Source organism: Desulforhabdus sp. TSK (genome assembly GCF_022836495.1).
Taxonomy (GTDB): Bacteria; Desulfobacterota; Syntrophobacteria; order Syntrophobacterales; family Syntrophobacteraceae; genus Desulforhabdus.
Genome location: NZ_BQXM01000004.1, coordinates 45461 through 61844, shown reverse-complemented (window position 1 = coordinate 61844; position 16384 = coordinate 45461). Strand labels below are relative to the sequence as shown.

General features: G+C 56.2%; 11 protein-coding genes and 1 tRNA gene. 1 reads left to right on the top strand and 11 read right to left on the bottom strand.

Going from position 1 to position 16384, the window contains the following annotated elements; translation table 11 throughout:
• Positions 1-108 precede the first annotated feature (108 nt).
• The 9 genes from MWC30_RS03875 to MWC30_RS03835 form a co-directional block, all read right to left on the bottom strand.
• Positions 109-2391 (bottom strand): lipopolysaccharide assembly protein LapB, encoded by a 2283-nt coding sequence (locus tag MWC30_RS03875; RefSeq protein WP_244082840.1) that lies wholly within the window; start codon positions 2389-2391, stop codon positions 109-111.
• Entirely contained in the window at positions 2388-3230 is an 843-nt protein-coding gene (locus tag MWC30_RS03870) for a pseudouridine synthase (RefSeq protein WP_244082839.1), read from the bottom strand. The genes MWC30_RS03875 and MWC30_RS03870 overlap by 4 nt, the downstream gene beginning before the upstream one ends.
• Position 3231: 1 nt before the next feature.
• Positions 3232-4266: a tryptophan--tRNA ligase gene (gene trpS / locus MWC30_RS03865; RefSeq protein WP_244082838.1), complete on the bottom strand. Its 1035-nt coding sequence runs from the start codon at positions 4264-4266 to the stop codon at positions 3232-3234.
• 36 nt (positions 4267-4302) lie between these two features.
• Entirely contained in the window at positions 4303-4956 is a 654-nt protein-coding gene (locus MWC30_RS03860) for a site-2 protease family protein (protein ID WP_244082837.1), read from the bottom strand.
• Between the two features lie 67 nt (positions 4957-5023).
• Positions 5024-7708 carry a CBS domain-containing protein gene (locus tag MWC30_RS03855; RefSeq protein ID WP_244082836.1) on the bottom strand — a complete coding sequence of 895 codons (2685 nt, stop codon included), beginning with the start codon at positions 7706-7708 and terminating at the stop codon, positions 5024-5026.
• Between the two features lie 12 nt (positions 7709-7720).
• On the bottom strand, positions 7721-8605 hold the full coding sequence (gene xerD, locus MWC30_RS03850; protein ID WP_244082835.1) for a site-specific tyrosine recombinase XerD: 885 nt from the start codon (positions 8603-8605) through the stop codon (positions 7721-7723).
• 291 nt (positions 8606-8896) lie between these two features.
• Positions 8897-10558: a pyruvate carboxylase gene (locus tag MWC30_RS03845; RefSeq protein ID WP_244082834.1), complete on the bottom strand. Its 1662-nt coding sequence runs from the start codon at positions 10556-10558 to the stop codon at positions 8897-8899.
• 78 nt (positions 10559-10636) lie between these two features.
• Positions 10637-12076 (bottom strand): acetyl/propionyl/methylcrotonyl-CoA carboxylase subunit alpha, encoded by a 1440-nt coding sequence (locus tag MWC30_RS03840; RefSeq protein ID WP_244082833.1) that lies wholly within the window; start codon positions 12074-12076, stop codon positions 10637-10639.
• Positions 12077-12658: 582 nt separating this feature from the next.
• Positions 12659-12922, bottom strand: coding sequence for a hypothetical protein (locus MWC30_RS03835; RefSeq protein WP_244082832.1), 264 nt, complete (start codon positions 12920-12922; stop codon positions 12659-12661).
• A 260-nt stretch (positions 12923-13182) separates the two neighbouring features.
• Between MWC30_RS03835 and MWC30_RS03830 the strand changes: the two genes are divergently transcribed.
• Positions 13183-13259: transfer RNA gene (locus MWC30_RS03830), tRNA-Trp, on the top strand.
• A 315-nt stretch (positions 13260-13574) separates the two neighbouring features.
• Here the strand turns inward: MWC30_RS03830 and MWC30_RS03825 are convergent.
• Both MWC30_RS03825 and MWC30_RS03820 read right to left on the bottom strand, forming a co-directional pair.
• Complete coding sequence (locus MWC30_RS03825; RefSeq protein WP_244082831.1) at positions 13575-14045, bottom strand: hypothetical protein; 471 nt, start codon at positions 14043-14045, stop codon at positions 13575-13577.
• Positions 14046-14168: 123 nt separating this feature from the next.
• Positions 14169-16034, bottom strand: a complete 1866-nt coding sequence (locus tag MWC30_RS03820) for a SpoIIE family protein phosphatase (protein ID WP_244082830.1) — start codon at positions 16032-16034, stop codon at positions 14169-14171.
• Positions 16035-16384 lie beyond the last annotated feature (350 nt).

Sequence of the window (16384 nt, the reverse complement as noted above, 5' to 3'; positions counted from 1 at the left end):
AAAAATATCCTCCGAGACAAAAAACGGTTGTGCTGGTTCGGGCTACCCGAGCACACCCCAGAGCCGAAGCCAGCAACGGAAGGGTTGAGTGCACAGGGCGCCACCCGGTCATGGTGACGCCGGAGCCGGCTTGGTGTTAGCGGCGGGCCTGGCATCGGGGTCGGACTTGGCGGCGGCAGCAGGCTTGGATGCGGCAACAGGTTTCGAGGCAACCGCAGGCTTTACGCCGGCTTCGGTCTTGGGGGGGACCGACGGTTTTGCATCCTCAGGGGGCTTGCCGGCGGCCGCTTCAGTTTTCTTGGCCGCAGGGGCTTTGGGGGCAACGACCGCCTTCGGTGCTGTTGCGGATTTGGGAACCTCTTCAGGCTTCGATCCGGCCTCTGATTTTTCCCGTACTGTAGGTTTTGCCGCGGCTGCAGGCTTCCCCTCGGCGCCGGGCTTTGCGCTTTCAGTCGGTTTCCCCGATTCCCCAGTTTTTTCGGCAGGGGCGGCGGTGGCCGCAGGTGTGGAGGCAGTGGGGGAAGACGGACCGAAGGATTTTCGGCGAAGCTGCAGATACCGGTCTTGAATCTCTTTGTTTTTGGGATCCATTTTCAACAGTTGTTCCAGCTTTTTGGATGCCTCGGGGTAATTTCCGATGCTGGCGTAGAGATCGGCTGCCTGTTTCAAGTGCTTCGTCTCTTTGGGCTGAAGACGGATGAGGTCTTCCAGTTCCTTTGCGGCTCCCTTTTTGTCTCCCTGTTTCAGGAGGCCGTACAGGAGATAATTATGGAAGGCCACTGAATCCGGGTTCCGTTCAGTGGCTTCCTGAAAGAGCGACACAATCCCCTTGTAATCCTTTTTTTCGTCGTAGGACGAGAAAAGGGCATCGTAATAGCCCGTGTTTTTCGAATCCATGAGGGCGAGGGACTTGAGGATTTCATGCTCCCCCTTGTCATTGTTGGTTTTGCGATAAATATCCAACAGGTACTTCCTGGACTCCACATCTTTGGGATCCTGGGCCGCAATGGCCTGGAATGCGTCCGCCGCTTTATCCCATTTCTTCGCATCGTAATAGAGAACGGCGAGATTGTGCTGGATCGTCCGGTTGTCGGGCTGCATTTCGGCGAGCTTTTCGTAAGCATCCTGGAGGGCGTCCTTGTCGTTCGTTTTTTCCAGGAGCGCCACCACACGCAGCAGAGCCGCTTTATTCTGGGGATTCTTTTCCAGTATCTTCCGGTACACCTCCACGGCCCTTCCGGCAGATCCCTTCTTTTCAAGCATCCCCCCCAGCTGCATCCAGCTTTTGAGGTCTCCCGGGTTGGACTGCAGGTACCTTTCCATGGCGGGAATAGCCTTGTCCAGGTTATCGCTCTGCTGGTAGGAAACGACCAAATTGTACAGAACCGTTTGGTCCTTCATGCCGGACCGGATGGCACCCTCGTAATTGGAAGCGGCCTTATCCCAGTTTCGGGCCTGCGTGTGGAGGTCGGCCAAGAAGAGCATCAAAGAGCTCCGGAACGCCGGAGGGATAGTTTTCTGGTGTTTTTCCAGGAACTTCACTGCATCGTCCCTGGGCTTGCTTTTCTGCACGTATTGGAGGAATTCTTTGAAATATTCCTGGTCTTCCGAAAGCTTCAAGAGATCCAGGTAGACCATGAGGGCCTCGTCGGTCCGGTTTTGCTGCTTGTAGACCTCGAGGAGGTGTTCGAGAACGGACTTGGATTTACCCGATTGATCCACCTGCTTGTAGAGTTGCGCCGCTTCGTCGAGCTTCTTCTTTTCGACGTACAGGGCCGCCAACTGCGTCTTAATCAGAACGTTGCCGGGATTTCCCTGCAGGGCTTTCTCCAGGTACTTGATTTTCTGATCGTCCTGCGTTGCGGCATTGGCTTTCTGGAGCCAGTCCTTGCCGTCCAGTTCGATCAGAAAGGAGACCTTTCCAATGACACGGTTCCAGAGCAGAACCCGGATTTCCACTGTCTTGGAGGTTTCAAAATCTTCATGGGGCATGAGCTCCCGAATGACAGCGGGTCGGCCCATGATGGCTGCAATATCCATGTCCGAGGCGATGACCTTGGTACCCCAGGAGACCCAGCCGTCTGTCTGAACCGCCAGGAGTTGAATGGAATCTCTCGGGTTCACCAGCACCTGAGATTCCGGCAGCAGGATGACTTCCTGACCGTTGTGCTGAAAGCGGAGCGCCAGCAGCTTTTTGGGAAACGGCATGATGCACGACACGCGCTCAGGGGAAAACGCACTGGCCAGGAAATAAAAGCCTCCCGCCAGCAAGGCCACGCAAAGCACCCCCACCAGGATGCGCAAGGGTCCACGCTTTTTGGGCTTTTCCCGAGAGGCAACCAAAGATTCATCTAAGCTGTACGGATAATTTCTTCGGTTTCTGCTGCTCATTTCCTTTCGGCCTGCTCCTGTTCAAGTGGAACCAGATTGTATAACCGCCGGACTTCTTTTTCGGAAAGGGAACGATAGTCCCCTGGAGCGAGTCTTCCCAACGTCAACGGACCGTAGGCCACTCTCTTGATCTTCAATACAGGATGCCCCACGGATTCCATCATGCGCTTGATCTGCCGGTACCAGCCCTGGTGCAGTACGATGCGGAGCCAGGCGGCTCTCGGCAGAGTCCCCATGACCGTCACCTCCGCGGGAGACGTCGTTCCCTCCTCCAGGGAAATGCCCGAGCGCAGGCGCTGGAGCGCTTCGGGAGCCGGTCGGCCCTGTACCTTGACCTCGTAGACTTTGCTCACGCCATAGCGGGGGTGCTGCAGCCGATTGCCCAACAGACCGTCGTTGGTGAGAAGCAGCAGTCCTTCGGCATCATAATCCAGTCGCCCCACGGGAAACAACCGAACCCCCATCGGAGGGATAAGGTCCAAAACCGTCCGCCGGCCCTGGGGATCGCGCAGGGTTGTAACACACTGCCTGGGCTTGTAAAAGAGCAGGTAGACCTTCTTTTCCTCGGCAGCAATCGTCTGCTGATCCACGCGGATTTCATCCCTGGCGGGATCCACGCAGTGGCCGAGCTCCGTGATCACCCGGCCATTGACGGTCACCCTTCCCTGCCGGATCATCTCTTCGGCAGCGCGTCGAGAAGCCATGCCCGCCTGGGCGATCACCTTTTGAAGGCGCACCCCTTTCATAGCCTCCGGGGAGAAACCCCTCGAGTTTTCTCCTCCCCCTCCCGCCTCGGCAGGAGCCCCACCCAGGTGTGAATGCTTTTTGCGCAAAGGCATTTCAGTCACCCACTCCACGGAAAAACGCAGCCTCGTCCAGCGGCGCTCCCAGCCCGACAGCCTCCCGCGCTTCCCTCAAGGTCCTGCCGGCCTCCTTAGCCGCCACAGCTCTCCCTGCCCGGAGGATTTCCATCACCCAGGACGGCCGGTGCTCCATCTGCTCCCGCTTCTCCCGGATGGGACGCAGCCGCTCCAGGACATTGCCCATGAGGCGCTTCTTGCAATCCACACACCCGATCCTGGCTGTGCGGCATCCCTCGGCGACATCCGCCCCTTCACCGGACGGGGAATAGATCTTGTGGAAGGCAAAAACAGGGCACAGTGCAGGATCACCGGCGTCGCTGCGACGGATGCGCTGAGGGTCCGTTTTCATCCCGGCTATCTTGTCCCGGACCGTCTCTTCCGGTTCGGTGATGTAAATGCAGTTGTTGTAGCTCTTGCTCATTTTGCGCCCGTCGAGCCCAGGAAGCACGGGCACATCCGTCAGGAGGGGATCGGGGATGGGAAATACTTCCCGTTGATACAGGGAGTTGAACCGGCGTGTCATCTCGCGCGTCAACTCCACGTGGGGCAGTTGGTCCTTCCCCACGGGCACTCCGTTGGCTTTGTAGAGGATGATGTCCGCAGCCTGCAGCACGGGGTAGCCCAAAAACCCATAGGTGGAGAGGTCTTTGTGGCGCAGCGCCTGCTGTTGCTCTTTGTACGTGGGGTTCCGTTCCAGCCAGGACAGGGGGGTGATCATGCCGAGAAGCATGTAGAGCTCGGCGTGCTCCCGGACATCCGATTGAATGAAAAGGGTGCAGGTCTGCGGGTCCAAACCGACAGCCAGCCAGTCCAGGATCATATCCCAGGTGTTCCGACGGATGCGGGCCGGAGAGGCATAATCGGTACTGAGCGCATGCCAGTCGGCCACGAAGAAAAAACTCTCATATTGATCCTGAAGCTGAATCCAGTTGTCGAGAGCCCCGTGCAGGTTGCCCAAATGAAGGCGGCCCGTGGGACGCATCCCGCTCAGAATCCGCTTTTTTCCCAGCATTTACAAGCCTCCCGCCTTGAACGATTTTCCAGGCGATCAGTACAAAAAAATACGGACAAATGTGTAGACCACGGGACGCACGACATATCCCCACAGCCCGGTGCCGATGAGGATCATGACGATGAGGAGACCGTACCTTTCCAGGCTCTCCAGTTTGAGAGCCAGGGGCATGGGAAGGAGTCCCATGAGAATATGCCCGCCGTCCAGGGGGGGAATGGGCATGAGGTTGAGCACCATGAGCACCAGGTTGAATTCCACCGAGATGACGGCCATGTGCCGAAGGGGCAGCAGGATCCAATCCAACCTTCCCGGAGGTGCGATCCGGTCTCCCTGGATGGCATGAAACAGGAGGGCACTGAGACACGCCAGAATAAGATTGGTGAACGGCCCCGCCAGGGAAACCAGCGCCATATCGCGCCTTCCTCCCCTCAGGTTGGCAAAATTGACGGGTACCGGCTTGGCCCAACCGAACAGGAAGGGGGAGCGGGTGAGCAACAGGATGAGGGGCAGGATGATCGTGCCCACCAGGTCAATGTGCACAACGGGGTTGAGAGTGATGCGCCCCATTACCCGCGCCGTGGGGTCACCCCGCTTCTCAGCCACCCACCCATGGGCGACCTCATGGCAAATTACCGCGAAAAGCAAAGGGACTGCATAGAGCAGCACATTTGCAATGATATCTTCAGTCATAAAACGTCCATGAACTTTTCAATTTTCACCCTCACCCCAACCCTCTCCATCGAGGGAGAGGAAGTTTTCAGACAGCTTCCGAGGCGGCAGAGGCCGCCCGGGACTCTTCCGGGACATCCTTGAACAATTCGGGATGGAGGCTCTTGAGATAAGCCCACTCGTCCTGCCGACTCCTCACTGCTCCGTTGAGCCGCGCATCGAGGAGCTCGTCAAGGATCACCCGATAGATGGGGCCGGGAGGCACCCCGATGGCTTTGAGATCTCTGCCCTTCAGCTCAGTGCAAACGTTACGGTAGCGGTGGAAGTAATGGCTGATGGCCCTGCGCACTGCTTCCCACTCGGTACGGGCCATCATGAACAAAAGCTCTTCAGGTCTAAATGGCTGTAGTGTGCGATAGATATCACTCGGACGCTGCTCAGGCAACTGGAAAAACCCCCGAAGCAAAGGCTCCACCTGCCTGTAAGTCCAGATGAGGCGTTCCCGCCGTGTCTCGGAGAGGACCAGGCGATCGGATACGTTCTCAAGGTCCTTCTCCCGCAAGCCCGAAAGAAGCCCCAGAAAGTAGACCCAGAACCCCTCCAGCGGCTCATCCAGGAAGCTCAGGCGATACCAGGAAATGACGTTGCGGATGCGGTCGAAAAGCTCTTCCATCCTGGCATCGAACCGCATGTCGGACGAGAGGAGGCTCAGTACGCCGTATTCATCCATGCGCCGCAGGGCCGGCACGGGATTTTCCTCCCGGAGGATGGATTCGATCTCATGGAAGAAGCGGCGCCCTCCGAGCTTTTGGATCAACCCCATGCGCACCGCATTCTTGATGAGGTTGGCCGTCTGCTTCCCGATCCTGAAATTGAACCGCTGCTCGAAGCGGATGGCACGCATGATGCGCGTGGGGTCTTCCACAAAGCTCAGGTTGTGCAGCACCCGGATGGTCTTTTCCTTGAGATCCCGCTGGCCGCCGAAAAAATCGATGAGCTGTCCGAAGTCATCCGGGTTCAGAGCCAGGGCAAGGGTGTTGATGGTAAAATCCCGCCGGTAGAGGTCCATCTTGAGGGAGCTGAATTCCACGATGGGCAGGGCTGCAGGGTATTGGTAGTACTCAAACCGGGCCGACGCCACGTCCACCTTCAGCTTCTCCGAAAAAATGAGGACGGCCGTGTTGAACTTCTTGTGGCAGCGAGCCCGAATACCCCTGCGCTCGGCAAAGGCCTTGGCGAACTCGATCCCGTCTCCTTCCACCACGATATCGATGTCCAGGTTCGGACGGCGCAGCAGAAGATCCCGCACAAAACCGCCGATGGCATAGATCTTAAAGTGGAACTGATCCGCCAGCCTCCCCATATCCCTGAGAACCTTCACGATCTCGTGGGGCAGCTGCTCCATGACGACACTGTTGATGCTCTTTCTCTTGGGCCACTGCGCCGGATTCAGAGCCTCGCCGAGGGTCTGCGGCTTATTGGAATGGTCACGTACCAGAAAATTGAGCAGGTCTCGACGGGTGATGACGCCGACGACCTTCCCATCCTCCAGGACGGGCAGGATGCGCTGCTGATGCTCCACCAGGCAGGTCTGGATTTCCAGGAGTGTCGCCTGGGGGCTTACCGTCATGAAGTCCGAGCTCATCAATTCGCGCACCGCATGTTCCGACAGCTTGTGGAAGATGGCTTTTTCCAGGACCTGACGGGTGATGAGTCCCACGATGACACCCTTTTCCATAACGGGCATGGAATTGATATTGTACCGCACCATGATCTGCTCGGCTTCGGTGATGGTGGCGTCGGCTTCCACAAAGGTCACCGGGCTGCTCATGAGGGTTTCCGCCATGGGAAAGGGTGTGATGCAGCTTTTCAAAATTTCCAGCAGGCGGTCTTCGGCCTGATTGAGCGTCAGGTCGCGAATGGTGGCGGAAGCCGCGGTGGTGTGCCCTCCCCCGCCGAAGTGGGCGGTGATCTGTCCCACATCCACCTCGGCAATCCGACTGCGCGCCACAAGATAGATGCGATCTTCCATCCGTCCGAGGGCGAACACCACATCCAGGTTGTGAATGTCTTTCAACTTATGGACAAGCAAAGCAAAATCGCCCACGTACTTGTCGACGGAAACGGTGGCGATGCACACTTCGATGCCCTGGATGTCGTAGGTACGCGCGGACAGGATGAGCTCATTGAGGATCCCCACCTGCTCGGCCGTCAGTTCCTGGGTGACCAGGTCCGAGATCACGTTGAGGTCCGCTCCGAAGCGGCGCAGATATGCGGCCGCTTCGAAATCCTCCGGGGTCGTGGAATTGAAGGTGAACGATCCCGTGTCTTCGTAAATTCCCAGGCTGAGGATTGTCGCCTCCTCCGCATTGAGCTCGATGCCGCGCTCCTGCAGGAGCTGAGTCAAAATCGTCACCGTAGCGCCCACCGGCTTCACGACGGAAACCTGCCCTTTGATATCTTCCGAGGTGTCGGGATGGTGATCGTAGATGTGGATTTCAACATCCGGACGGTGAATGATCTCTTCAAAACGACCGATGCGGGAAATCTGACGCGTATCCACCAGGATCAGGCGGTGGATCCGCGTCAGGTCGACATCACGCAACCGTTTGAAATCATAGATGTACATCGTCGAGTTGATGAAAAATTCACGAAGGGTCCGCTCCTGAGATCCGGGAAAAACCAGGACGGCGTCGGGATAGAGCTTCTTTGCCGCAATCATGGACGCCATGGCGTCAAAATCGGCATTGATGTGTGTGGTTACGACTTCCATGAGCCCTTCCTGTCAGGAGCGCGGATGATATTTTTCGTGGATTTCCTTTAGCCTCGTTCGCGCCACGTGGGTATAGATTTGTGTCGTGGAGATATCCGCATGCCCCAGCATGGCCTGCAGGGACCTCAGGTCGGCGCCGTTCTCCAGGAGGTGTGTGGCAAAGGAATGGCGCAGCATGTGGGGGGAAATGCTCTGATGAATCCCCGCCTGCAGGGCGTACGCTCTGATGATTTTCCATACGCCCTGGCGCGACAGTTTCTTGCCGTGATGATTCAGAAACACCTCCTGGCTGAAGCCGTTGCGGAGGAGGCGGGACCGGCCCTCCTGCAGGTAGTCTCTCAGTGCTTCGGTGGCGTATTCGCCCATGGGGACGAGGCGCTCCTTGTCCCCTTTTCCCCGCACGATCAGGAAGCCGGCATCGAAATGGACCTGCTGGAGCTGCAGGTCCGTCAGTTCACTCACCCGCAGCCCCGTGGCGTAGAAGAGCTCCAGGAGCGCTTTATCTCGCTGCCCCAGGGGCTGAGTCGTGTCGGGCTGGTCCAGGAGCGCCTCCACTTCGCCGGAGGACAACACCCTGGGCAACGCGGCGCGGAACTTGGGAAATTGCACGCGGGACGCAGGGCTCTTCTCCACTCTCCCCGTCCGCTGCAGGTACTGAAAAAACGAGCGGATGGCCGCCAGCCGCCGGCTTCGGCTCCTGTGGGAGAGGCTTTCCCCCAGAGCCTCCAGGTAGGCCAGGAGATGGTCTCGAGTCACCTCTTCCCACTTCGAAACTTCCTGGCGCTGGAGGTATCCGGAGAGATCCACGAGATCGGCGTTGTACGCAGCCAGTGTATTGGCGCTCAGCCCCCTCTCCACCGCCAGATAGCTTGAAAAGAGATCCAGCAGTTCATCCATGCAGGTTCATTCCCCGGCAGCGCACGCCAACAATGCTGTTGAATTGAGCTTCCCTCGTCATTCCGCGAGTCCTTATAACCGGAATCCAGAGGAAAAAACTGGATGCCGGCTTAACGGTCATGAACACGCTGGTGTTCGCCCGCATCAAATGAAATCCCCCCTGCCGCCCTTTGCCAAAGGGGGGAAAGGCAAGTCCTCCCCCCTTATCAAAGGGGGATTGAGGGGGATTTTCATAGTAAACTGCAGGCATGACGCGGTGCGAAATGGACATCTTGTTCTGTGGAAACGTATTCAGGATCTCCCGGCTGTTCTCTTGGGAACGGGCGTCGTGTAGGACTGGAAATGATAGTCCACCAGGAGCGACGTCTGCACGGAATCGCCCACACGGCGCGTGGAAACCACATCGATGGTGTGGGTTTTGCCATCGTAGTCGGGAATGGTGATGCGCTCACCCTCATCAAAACCCTTCTGCCGCAGCCAGACTTCGGGAGGCAGCAGCCAGGTCTTACCGAAGCGCTCTTCGAAGGTAAGATAATCCATGGCATCCCGGGGAAACTGCAGGTAAAGGCAGAGCTCTTCATCGGTGACCGGGCGCTTCAATTTCTCCACCAGTTGATGACGCTTCAGGTCGAAGTCTTCGTCGGGAATCTTTCTGATCCCGCCTTCATCGCGCAGGATCTGCCTCCAGCGCTTGCCGTCCGTCCGGTTGCTTTCCAGGACCTGCCGGTAGATCCATTCGGGAGGCTCATAAAAGGGGAACGGTCCATATTGCCCCAACAGCAACCGCTTCAAATCGTCCGAAGGCTTGCTGTAACGACCGTGCATCACGTTGTTGACAGCCGTCGTCCAGAAAATCTGGCTTCCCGGCGTCACGGACCAGATATTTCCCAGTTCACGGTTCACCAGGATGAGATCGCTCATCACCTCGTGGACACGCTCCATCAAACCGAGCTTTTCCGCCTGTTCGAAAGCGATGTTGGCAGCCCCTCCCGCCAGTTTGTGCCGCTTGACAGTGGGATCGAACCCCCGGTATGGGGTTTCGAAACGTTCATACACCCGGCGTTCGCGCCGCAGAATGTCCGAAGCGTCCACGATGGGCTGCACATTGAAGCCCGGCGGCTGAAAGCCGTAGTCGTGGAGGATCTGGATGAAGCTGAGGGCTGGGGCCTGGCTGTAAATGCCCCCCAGGCCATGGTCGGCAACCTCGACGATTTTCACCCCTTCCAGCACGGCCGAAACCATGCGCCCCAGGTCGGTGCCGTCGGTGTTGTGGCCATGGTAGGCGAGAAGCAGGTTGGGAAAACGGCTCCGGATAGCTCCCACGAGGTTTGCGATGCGGTGGGGACTCCCGACAGCCGAGTGGTTTTTGATGGAAAGAATAATGTCTTCCCCCATGGCGTCGATGATTTCTTGAACCTTCCCCACGTAAAAATCATTGGTGTGCTCCGGCCCGGTGTTGAAGCAGATGGAGGGCATGAGGATCTTGCCCGCCTTTTTGACTTCGTCGGCAACCACCAGCAGGTTGGGAATATGGTTGAGAAAGTCGTAAATGCGCCAGACATCGATGTATCGAGAAAAGAGCCGAACCGTCTCCCGGATCGTGCTGTCCGGATAGGGGCGGTAGCCGAAAAGATTGCGCCCGCGACAGACGGTCTGCAACAGAGTGTTGGGCATGGCTTTGCGGACGAGGCGTAGTTTTTCAAAGGGATTGATCTGCTTACGGAGCAGATCCACGTGCACGGAAACGCCTCCGGAGATCTCGAAGGCGAAATAGCCTGCGGCATCCCGGTATGACGCCACCTTCAGGGTGGTGCTGGGCATGATGCGCCCTTTGAAATCGGACTGGGACACATCCCGCTCGTTGTTGGTCATGAAGTACCCGGGAGTGCGACGCAGAAAATCAAGAATTTCGCGAGAGGACATTTGAGGAGTAACGCGTTCGGGCTCCGACATACTGGGCTCCTATATCTGGCTCACGGCATACAATGCCTGATTCAAGACTTTGATGTGCTTCAACTTTTATGCAGCCTGTCAAGATTCCGCATACGGATTATACCCGTGCGCATTGATCTCGGCCACGAGGCTCGCCAGCTTTTCCATCTCCGGCACCTCTTCCTGGTAGTCGAGGAGATGAGGATGGGTCTCGATGTAGGATGTGTCAAAGTTCTGGGAGATGAAATCGGGATCCTTCACAATCTGTTTGTAATACGGGATAGTCGTCTTAACGCCGGCAATGGCGAAACCGCTGAGAGATCGATGGAGGCGATCCACCGCCTCGCTCCATGTGAAACCATACACGGTGAGCTTCACCAGCATCGAATCATAATACCTGGGGATTTCGTATCCCTGGTAGACCGCACCGTCCAGTCGAATCCCGTGGCCGCCGGGAGACATGTAAATCTGCACTACCCCCGGACTGGCCATGAAATTGCTTTTGGGGTCTTCGGCGTTGATCCGCAGTTCGATGGCCACTCCCCTGAAGGTCACATCCTCCTGCGCCAGGGACAGGGGTTCACCCGATGCGATACGGATCTGCTCGCGAACGATATCCACCCCGGTGACCACTTCCGTCACGCTGTGCTCCACCTGGATGCGGGTATTGACTTCCAGAAAATAAAAGCGGTCTTCCTCGTCCAGCAGGAATTCCACCGTACCCGCGTTGAGATAATAGCAGGCTTCGCCTGCCCGCACCGCCGTTTCGCAAATACGGTCGAGGAGCGGCCTGGGGAGGTCTGCGGGAGCGATTTCGATCATCTTCTGGTGGCGCCGCTGGATGGAGCAGTTCCGCGTCCCCAGGTGGATGACGGTCCCATGATCGTCGGCAAGAATCTGGACTTCCACGTGCCTGGGATTGATGAGGCTTTTTTCGAGATAAATCTCATCATTTCCAAAGGCCATTTTGGCCTCGGAGCGGGCAACTTTCAGGTTCTTCAGCAGCTCGTCCTTGTCCTTGGAAAGGCGGATCCCCCGGCCACCACCGCCCGCCACGGCCTTCACCATGATAGGGAATCCATGCTCCTCTGCAAAACGCACCGCCTGCTTTTCACCGGCCTCCCCCAAGTCCAGGACGGGCGTGCCCGGTATGACGGGAATGCCGGCATCCTGCATGATCTTACGGGCGATGACCTTGCTCCCCATATCGATGATGACCTGGGGGGGCGGCCCGATGAATGCGAGGCCTGCTTCCGTGCATTGCTTGGAAAAGTTGGGATTTTCCGCCAAAAATCCATAGCCTGGATGAATGGCTTCCGCTCCCGTCGTCTTCGCAGCCTGGATGATCCGTTCGATACTGAGGTAGTCCTTGCGTGGACCGGAACCGATACAAACGGCTTCATCGGCCCGCATGATATGCATTGCCGCCTTGTCCGTCTCCTCATAGATGGCTACGGTCTTGATCCCCAGCTCCTGGGCCGACCGTATGATGCGGATGGCAATTTCTCCACGATTTGCAACCAATAGTTTCTTGAACATACCTGCGCTCACTCTCTTAGAGAAGGAATGACAGCTCGCTCCTACAATACACAATACGCATGGCCACGGGTGCCTCACCGCAATTCTGCTGCATGAAGGCAGCCCCTGTAGAAAAGTTCCCCTTCGACGGAGCTCAATGTTGTTGACTTGGCGTCACACCGGTGAACACCGGGGTCCGGGAAGTCTTCATTTTCCTGGATTCCGGCTTTCGCCGGAATGGCGAAAGTTGCTTGAGTCAACAGCACTGCCGGCAGAGCATGGAGGGAGTTGTTTCCGTACGCCTCCCTGAACACGCCTTCGAAGTGGAATTTGAATCGCTCCATCCGACAAAACGATGCCAGGCGATGCGTACCGGCAGGTAAGGATCCCGCACGCTTCCTGACACGACAGGCACCCTGACGCCGAACCGGCTTCGGAAAACTCTCAGAGAAGCTTGTCAGATCCTGGATGGTTTTGAGCGTATGTTATTAACACAAGAGGTGAGCGGACATCAATGAAAGAGGTGTTCTCAGAATGGAATTCAAAAGTCCACGAAACAAGGATGAACGCCTATCTACTACTTTTGCACTGAAGACTCCCATTTCAGGCTCTCAACGCAGCCGATCCCCGCCGAAGACGCTTCTTCTCGTTCAGAATGTTCAAGTATTTCCGATCCAGCAGGTTGCATTTGAAGGGCTTGATAATGGCGTTGACTTCCCATTTGGGCCGCCCCTGGTCCTCCAGCAGATCGCGGATACTGTTCCAGCACCTGGGGCTGAAAAACTCGCAGTGCTCACCCTCGTTGAAGAACTCGCAGTGCTGCTGACTCACATATTTTTCATATTTTTGGCAATATTTGATTTTCATGATCTCCCCTCACCTTTTCCTCTGTCCTTCTGGTTTGCATGGATATACGGAAATTCTATGTAATAACCTTAACCAAACCTGATTCCATTTACAACGGAGTCGACAGAAAATTTTAAGAAATGAATATAATTTATCTTCTCTATTTATACGGAAGGCTCCTACGAAGTGGTGGAAATGCGCCCCGCAACCCCCAATTTCTCGCCCCATGCTCATTTTGCTTTACAACCCCCGGAGAAACCTTTATATAGGTTTCCACCTGTAGGCCAGTAGCTCTAACGGTTAGAGCATCGGACTCCAAATCCGAGGGCTGGGGGTTCGAATCCCTCCTGGCCTGCCAGACAAATCAAGGGGTTGTGAGGAAGTCTCACTTCCCCTTTTTCTTTTGCGTACATATTGCGTAAAGCCTTTACGCGCTTTCCTCCCTGTGAAGGGGGGAACACAGAGTGAGAAGAATAGGGGTTGGTGATTTGGGTCGGACTTTAGTGGTATTTTTGCAGTATTGGTGCGGGATTATGGGTTGTGGACTGGTCTAAAGTTTCTCATTTTACGTGCAAATCGATTTTGGGCAAAAAATGGCTGTTTCGAATGCAAAGTGAGAAATATCCACCGGGATCAGATGCCCAATTCACGCCTGATTTCGACTTGGGTTTGTCTACAATTGGGGCACCATTCCACCCAATCCCATCCTTATTAATGGGGCGATCGTAGCGTCCCACTTCTTGCACTTCGGGCACCACTTGAACATACCGTTTTCTTTTATGGCCATCTTTTCGAATTGAGCTATCACCAATGCTTTCACCCGTTCCGGAGCAAAGGCTTCACCACAAAAACGGCACTTGAGCGCTCTGGTTTTGATGGTTTCGCCACAGGCTGGGCAGGTTTTTGTCAGTGTGGAGATCCTGTCGTTCAGTGCTACTGCCCGGCTCACTTCGTGTGCTGGCTCGGGTTTTCTTTCCACTGGTGCTGGTTTCTCCAATGACGGCAAGAGTGCCACCGCCCAGGCGAAAGGGCCAACAAAAAAGGCCAGGACAAACCACCCAAAGGCAGATCTGTTCTTTGATGATGCGATGGTCCCCGCGACAATAGAGCAGAAAATCCAGAAGATTATGATCATAATCTCCATCTACTTATCTCCTTGGTTGATGTTGAGGACCACCCTGCGTAAGGAAGAGTGGCCTTGGAGTTGGCGAGGGGCTCGCATGTCCCCTCAATGCATGGAAAACGGTGCTCTGATCACGGATAAGCTCTAAGATTTCCCCAGAAATTCGAGGCCCAATATGCTGATATCGTCCTGGGGATGGATATTCCCGCCAAAGGCCATGAAGGCCTGCACGAGACCGTTGATGATTTGAGAGACAGGTTGGCCGGCAAATCTCTGCAACTCTCGATGGAACCGGTCTTCCCCATAAAACTGGCCGTGTTGATTTTCGTATTCCAAAATTCCATCGGTGAACAGAAATAACTTGTCCCCAGGATAGAGCTGCCTTTTTCCTTCTTCAAACGGGATAATCCGATCCATGCCGATGATGGTCCCGCCTTCCTCCAACAATTCCAGGGCGCCATCCCGGCGGAGAAGTATGGGCGCGGGGTGCCCGGCGCTGCTGTACGTGACCTCGCCGCTCTTGGCATCAATCAGGAGGTAAGTAACGGTAAAGAATTTATCAAAGCGCTCCAGGGGATATTCCTCATCCAGCATGTTCATGATTTCACCGGGAGCTACAATTGCATTGTTATGTTTCGCCAGGAACTGGGAAATTGAGACCGAAACCATGGCCGCAGGCACCCCGTGGCCGCTGACATCCACCATGTAAACTGCCCAGTGGTTTTCGTCCAAATGCAAAATATTGAAGATATCCCCGCCAATCCTGTTGCAGGGCATGAACCGCCAGGCCAGTCCCAGCCTTTCATCGTCGGGAGAGCCATGAGGGAGCAGGCTTTCCTGGATGCATGCGGCAGCCTTGAGATCTTCTTCGAGGCGCTCCTGCTTCTTGACCAACTCCTCATGAGCCACCCTCAACTCAGCCTCCGCCTGCCGGCGCTGGTTCTCCCGCTGCTCCAGGGACGCCACCATTTCATCAAAGGCTAAAGCCAGCTGATGGATCTCTCCAGACCCCGGACCCCAACCGGTACGCACACTCAGATCCCCGGCAGCCAGCTTCTCGGTGGTGGCCACCAGAGTCTTGATGCCCCGCATGATCAGAAGGGAGCCGAAAAGCCAGGCTGCCGCCAGGGACAGCAACACTACCAGGCCCAGGGCGAGCAAATTGCGCATCAGAACCTGGTTCGCCCGGGCATATACCTCTTTTTTCAGAAGACCCACCCGCATGAACAGGCCCTCCGGCATCCCTTTCAAGGGGCTGAAGGCATACAGACGGACATTGCCGTCAATCCCCATTGCTTCCATGGTCCCTTCATCCCTGGCCAAGACTTCCTTTACCCGTTCCATTTCCGGAATGGTTTTACCGACCCACTTTTCCGGGTCAGGGTGGCGTACCAGAAAGGTACCCTGGCGGTCGATGACGGCCAGGGTCGCGCTGAGGGGGAGCTCGATCTTGGCAGCCAACTTGCTGAGCCAGGTCAGGTCCAGAGAGGCGTATACCATGACCTGAAGCCGCCCGGCCCCATCCAATACGGGGTAGACTAAAGGGACATCCGCTTTGCCGGAGATACCATCGATCTGGTATTCACCGATGAAAAGCTCCCGTTTCTCTCTTGCCGCGGCAAACCAGGGGGCGTCGGCATAATTGACCGGAGTGCGGGGCGGGAGAGCGCTGTAAAGCAACTGACCGTCGGCATCAAGGATTCCTATGTTGGCATAAGACGGGTTTTGCTCCAACAGATGGCGCAGGAATTCGGAAACCTCAGGTTGGTTACGCTCGCGAATGGTGGGCAACTGGGCAACGGCTGCAAGCAGCTGGGCCGCACCCTGGATCATGCGCTCCTGGTCCAGGGCAGAGTGCCGCACCAGACGCAGGGCGGCTTTTTGAGCTTCGGCGGCTGCCTCTCGCTGCTGTTCCAGCCCGGTATACAGGATCACGCCCAGTGCGGGGAGAAGTGCAAGGAGAACCAAAAGAATGAGTCGGAAGCGCAGACTGCTGAAAAGATGGGCCATAGATCACATCCTAGCAAAAAAAACATGAAAAGAGCGTCGCCCTCCCCCATCCATTTGGGGCGCCTCGGCGTCCAGGCAGCAAATAAATATCTGTCCTGCCTGCCTGTTCATTCGTCATTTGTATCCAATGACAACGGCCCGTTTTTACACACCGTTGCCGGCTCGAGCATTGCTTCAATACGAATGGTGCATGAAATGCACCCTATTTTATAAGCAGAGCATTTTCCCGCTGACTTTAGCAATTGCGTGAAAAATTTACCACCGCCGTTTTGATCCTCCAGTTTGCGTCAATCACTCGGCATCGTCTCAGCGCTACGATCCGCCGGCAAGAGCGGGAAATCGTGGTCGGG

Bases quoted from the DNA above. Each gene is read 5' to 3' on its own strand.
- MWC30_RS03875 (WP_244082840.1), bottom strand. From the start codon at position 2,391: ATGAGCAGCAGAAACCGAAGAAATTATCCGTACAGCTTAGATGAATCT.
- MWC30_RS03870 (WP_244082839.1), bottom strand. From the start codon at position 3,230: ATGCCTTTGCGCAAAAAGCATTCACACCTGGGTGGGGCTCCTGCCGAG.
- trpS (WP_244082838.1), bottom strand. From the start codon at position 4,266: ATGCTGGGAAAAAAGCGGATTCTGAGCGGGATGCGTCCCACGGGCCGC.
- MWC30_RS03860 (WP_244082837.1), bottom strand. From the start codon at position 4,956: ATGACTGAAGATATCATTGCAAATGTGCTGCTCTATGCAGTCCCTTTG.
- MWC30_RS03855 (WP_244082836.1), bottom strand. From the start codon at position 7,708: ATGGAAGTCGTAACCACACACATCAATGCCGATTTTGACGCCATGGCG.
- xerD (WP_244082835.1), bottom strand. From the start codon at position 8,605: ATGGATGAACTGCTGGATCTCTTTTCAAGCTATCTGGCGGTGGAGAGG.
- MWC30_RS03845 (WP_244082834.1), bottom strand. From the start codon at position 10,558: ATGTCGGAGCCCGAACGCGTTACTCCTCAAATGTCCTCTCGCGAAATT.
- MWC30_RS03840 (WP_244082833.1), bottom strand. From the start codon at position 12,076: ATGTTCAAGAAACTATTGGTTGCAAATCGTGGAGAAATTGCCATCCGC.
- MWC30_RS03835 (WP_244082832.1), bottom strand. From the start codon at position 12,922: ATGAAAATCAAATATTGCCAAAAATATGAAAAATATGTGAGTCAGCAG.
- MWC30_RS03825 (WP_244082831.1), bottom strand. From the start codon at position 14,045: ATGGAGATTATGATCATAATCTTCTGGATTTTCTGCTCTATTGTCGCG.
- MWC30_RS03820 (WP_244082830.1), bottom strand. From the start codon at position 16,034: ATGGCCCATCTTTTCAGCAGTCTGCGCTTCCGACTCATTCTTTTGGTT.